Consider the following 4,393-nt stretch of genomic DNA (forward strand, 5'->3'; position numbering starts at 1 on the left):
GCGCAATTTGCCGTGATCTTCGGCGAACGTTTCATCAGAGCCATGGCGGCCTGATGATCAACCGCCCGGCCGCACACGGAAATCCTGACAGTCCCGGGCTCTGCGAAGTGCACCCCGTCCGAGAAACGGGATTACATCTGTCGTCACCGGCCCTTCGGCATGTCCGTCGCACGAGGATGTCAGCTGATGGGCATCGCACGCTCGACCTACTATCGCGAGCTGGCCCAACGGCTCGACGACGCAGAATTGCTCGCCGCGATCACTGACGAGTTCGAAGCCTATGGTTGGCGCCTGGTCCGGGCTGCCCTGCCGCATCACGCGGTGACATTTCTAAATAGCTGAAATAGTGTCTTCTCTAACTTGCCTGAACAATCCCGGGAGAAGAATCTCCCGGGAGAGCTTGAGATGACAACTATGCCTCGGCCGCCTGCGCAGCAGTGGAGGCCTTCTTTGCTCGCTTTGCCGCTTTGGGCTTCGGTGCGGGGCTTTGGCCAGGCTTACGACCCAGGCCAATTCTTTTGGCAAGATCACGACGTGTTTCAGCATAAGCTGGAGCAACCATCGGATAATCTGCTGGTAAATTCCAACGTGTGCGATACTCCTCCGGCGTCATGTTATAGCGCGTCATGAGATGACGCTTGAGCATCTTCAGTTTCTTGCCGTCTTCCAAGCAGACAATGTAATCATTCTTTACTGAAGCGCGAATCGACACTGCAGGTTCTGGACGAACCTCGTCAACGACAACTGGCTCGTTCAGTCCGGCCAAGGCTGTGTAAACATTCGAAATGAGTAAAGGCAAATCGCCAACAGCAACGCTGTTATTGCTCACATGTGCTGCCACAATATCAGAGGTTAGGGCTATCAGCGTTTCCCGCTCTACCTGAAGGTCACCAGACATACTTATTGCGCTCCCGAGATATCTCTCATACTGCCTTCGTGCACTAATACAAGATATGGCCCTTGACTAGACCGTATATTTCATAAACCGTTAGTAGATTCTTGTAAATGCAATTAACCAAATACACTTGACGGGTGGGCGTAATACAACCTGAAGCGCTACACCCTATTTCTAAGTGTTACCCATACATAAAGCGTGCAACGTTCATGCAAGGCGTTTGAAAGCACCGCGTAAGCGCTTCGCCCGTTTGACGCAGTAAGAGTGCGGCGCAAATCGGCCTAACTGCAATTTATATTTCAGAAGGCTGGCGAACTTGAACTGGGCATCCTTGCGCACGCATGTATACCCCTTAAGCGTCCGAACCGCCGCACGCCTTACAATGGCTGATGATTAAGAGAACTCCACAGTTCTCACGAATGTTGTCAAAAAGAATAAACCTCTGAGCGACGCCTTTCTTCTTCAGAATTTGCGATCCGCCAGTTGCTCTAACCCCCAAGAAGGTTCATGGTGCGTTAAGCAAAAATGAGAGGTTGCAATGGATGTCACCGGCGTTTGGGAAGTTGATCGTCTGGCTGCGGCGGACCTTCTGACGTCTCTGCAAGCAGTGCCGCAATGTGAATGGCCTGATGCAATCGCTAAAGCTTTCGCCAAAGCACGTTTGGAGAATTACCAGTGGGCAGCACAGCGTGTTCGCGAGACCGTAATTGAGATCCTCGAAACTGAAGCAGTTGAAGAATTCCAAAGAAAAGAGATGGTGTGGACTGACGGATTCAGGCATGCAGAGGAGTGCTTGGTCGCACAAACGCCAACAGAGCTGCTTAGGGTGTATTCAGGATCGTCAAAGTCAAGGGGACAGGTTCTCAGATCGCTTGTCCGCACGGCTCGCCAGCAATCTGCATTGGGTCTTTAATTGCATATATTTCGCTGGAGTGCTTGACTGAAGTTTGAATTCTCTATGAGCCAACAGAAAGCCGTCATGGTCAGAATTCTATTGGCAAGGTTCAGCATAACTGACGCTTACGAAGAACATGATAGTTACGATCAAACCAGTCGGCAAGAGGACTGGGATATACTTCCAAGAAGTCTCGCACAGTGGTGACCCGACACTACGAATTGACCGAAAGTTCCCACGCGATGGTCCAACTCGCTTCAAGGGGAGCTCTAGCGTTACGTTTATCAATCCGCGGCCTAATGATTATGTGTCAATCACCTGTATGATAATCACGAATAACAAAGGTATTTATCTAGAGGACCGTAGGGCAGGCAATGCATGTTCTGCTGAGCTTGCGTTCGCATAAGCTCGCGGTTGGCCGCGGAACGATTTGAAAATGCTAGTTGCAACAAGAAGATCGTCCGGAGTTTCTGGAAAGTGCGCAAGCCTATATAATAATGCGATAAACGTTCGTCCGGAGTTACAGCTGATGGACTAAAGAAGTAACTGGAGCGCTTGCGCTACTTTCAAATGGCCTTTTTCAGTCAAGTAAACCCTGTGGTCGTCCTCACCACGCCTTATTTGCTCAAGCAGATTGCGGCCCTCCAGAAAATCTAACCATCGTAACGTTACGGGCGCCGCATAATTCAGAGTCTTAAAAAGAGCCGTGGCGGATATAAAGCTTCCTCTTGTCCGCGCTTGAAACAACTCAAGAAGTATCATGCATGAAGGTGTAAATACAAAACCATCATACTCAAATATATCATCGATCCGTCTTAGGACCATATTCAACGTCATCGCGAGAGTACTTAGTGTTTCCGTGCTTGCCAACGAGAGAGAATCTGCGGTGATGATGCCCCTGATTTCTAACGCCAAGGCTTCAATCCGTTGAGCTAACACTTCTCCCGTGACCTTCTGAAATACGGTTCGCGTTTGCAAAGAAGATGGGGCGGAAGAGTGGGGGTCGTTCACGGAAGTTTCTCCCGGGCCAACTATCCTAAGTTGATTGCATCTCGTTATCCCTATGTTGGTCCCATTTAGCGATAATGCAAGGACAAGATTCGCTTATCCGTCACATGAAACTTAGAATCTCGGCGAATCTTAGCGAGCTCGAATGTCGTCGGGCATTCTGGATAAATTTGCTATTCTGATTTCTGCCTTTGGCAAAGTGCAAGGGGTGCCGGCCCGTTTATCGTGTAAGCTTTATTCTCACTCAATCATGCGCTTACCGACAGCTCCCGACGAAGTTGGATGGAACATTTGGTGTCAACACAGTACCTCCGGCATGGCAGGCATTAGCTGATGAGGTAGACGCTCCGACGGCATCGATGTTCCATAGTGTATGTGTTAATTTCAACCGAAGGAGGCGACTATGTCGGAAGTTACCACAAATGGTCCGGATATCGCCAAGGATGCTCTTGACGCATATGGGCCTAGCGAGCGCGGTAATATGCTGATTAGCAGGAAGCTGACGCGGCTTAAGCTGCTTGAACTCTTCGCTGGGCAGCCATGATGGGTGGTAGTGCGCGGGGCGTGCGGCGGGGCGCATCACTGGGCGCGCTAGCTTCAGGAGTTGGGCTATATAGTTCCGCTGATCCGGTCGGCTTTCTTGAAGCCGCTCGTTAAACATCGAAGAATGATGCGACTTGACTGGCGATAAACAGCGGCTCGGCAGCATCTCGAAGATGGGCGAGCGTATCATTAGATGATTGCTGGTCATCTCCGGGAGCTCGCTGGTGCATCAGGTGCGTCCGCCAGCTCTTTGTTGGCAGGTATGCTCGTTCGTAAATTGCTTATTCTGGTGTTGGTCGCGCTCTCCAACAAAATAGCGCGTATGGGGTTGGATGCTGCTGACGACGAACGAGGACTACAGAGCTCCAGGGGAGATCGCGGCATAATCCAAGGTCGTAGCCATAGGCTCCGGAGACGGAGGCGGTCGAAGCAGGGTATGGCACTACGTTTGGCGAGACGGGGCTGCAAGAGCCAGTGAATGTCCGAGCGCTACTCAAGCGCTTAGCTGAATTGGATCCAGTCGCGAAATCCGATGCTGGCCGGCTGCGAATGCGCTGCATATCGAGGCCGGACAGATGGCATCATCCGACTATGTGCCGACGCACCCGAATTTACTGCATGCATTCGACGAGGTGTCCACAAAGGTGATGGGCAAGTGAAGTCGGGGAGTGCCGACAAGTCTATATAGCCAAATTTCAACTCCGGGGCCTTCAGCGCGATGGCGACTAGTTCTGGCAGATGAGCATTTCGTCTTAATGCGAATTTTGCTTAACGCACATCCAGGTCCAGGTTGCCTCCTTCGCCTAGCTGCATCGCATGTTAGACTGAAGTATGCTTCAATCAGGCGTGACAGTCGGAGCCCCCAAAGACTCGCCGAGTTCCTCTCTAAAGATGACGATGAAGCCCTATCGGACGCACGCGATCCCCTGACATCTGGTTCAGAGTGTACGTGAAGTCTGTACGCATCCGTTGAGAGCCGCCTTGTCTGTAGGATGACGGACCGGTCTTAAGTTCGCACTTATTTGCGAGCTTAGGAGCGGTTGTTGTGGGCC

Annotated in this window: 4 protein-coding genes; 2 read left to right on the plus strand and 2 right to left on the minus strand. The window is 51.4% G+C overall.

Translation table 11 applies throughout. The features are described 5' to 3' along the window. Window positions 1-186: 186 nt before the first annotated feature. Window positions 187-342: a hypothetical protein gene (locus tag B9A23_RS23035; protein WP_176218129.1), complete on the plus strand. Its 156-nt coding sequence runs from the start codon at window positions 187-189 to the stop codon at window positions 340-342. Between the two features lie 70 nt (window positions 343-412). On the opposite strand, the gene B9A23_RS21900 is transcribed toward B9A23_RS23035, so the two are convergent. Further along, entirely contained in the window at window positions 413-898 is a 486-nt protein-coding gene (locus tag B9A23_RS21900; RefSeq protein WP_084281519.1) for a Ros/MucR family transcriptional regulator, read from the minus strand. A gap of 535 nt (window positions 899-1,433) precedes the next feature. On the opposite strand from B9A23_RS21900, the gene B9A23_RS22605 reads away from it, so the two are divergent. Next, window positions 1,434-1,808, plus strand: a complete 375-nt coding sequence (locus B9A23_RS22605) for a hypothetical protein (RefSeq protein WP_139797656.1) — start codon at window positions 1,434-1,436, stop codon at window positions 1,806-1,808. 516 nt (window positions 1,809-2,324) lie between these two features. Here the strand turns inward: B9A23_RS22605 and B9A23_RS21905 are convergent. Then, window positions 2,325-2,801 carry a hypothetical protein gene (locus B9A23_RS21905; RefSeq protein WP_139797657.1) on the minus strand — a complete coding sequence of 159 codons (477 nt, stop codon included), beginning with the start codon at window positions 2,799-2,801 and terminating at the stop codon, window positions 2,325-2,327. Window positions 2,802-4,393: the final 1,592 nt, after the last annotated feature.

It is taken from the genome of Novosphingobium sp. B1, assembly GCF_900176395.1.
Taxonomy (GTDB): Bacteria; Pseudomonadota; Alphaproteobacteria; order Sphingomonadales; family Sphingomonadaceae; genus Novosphingobium.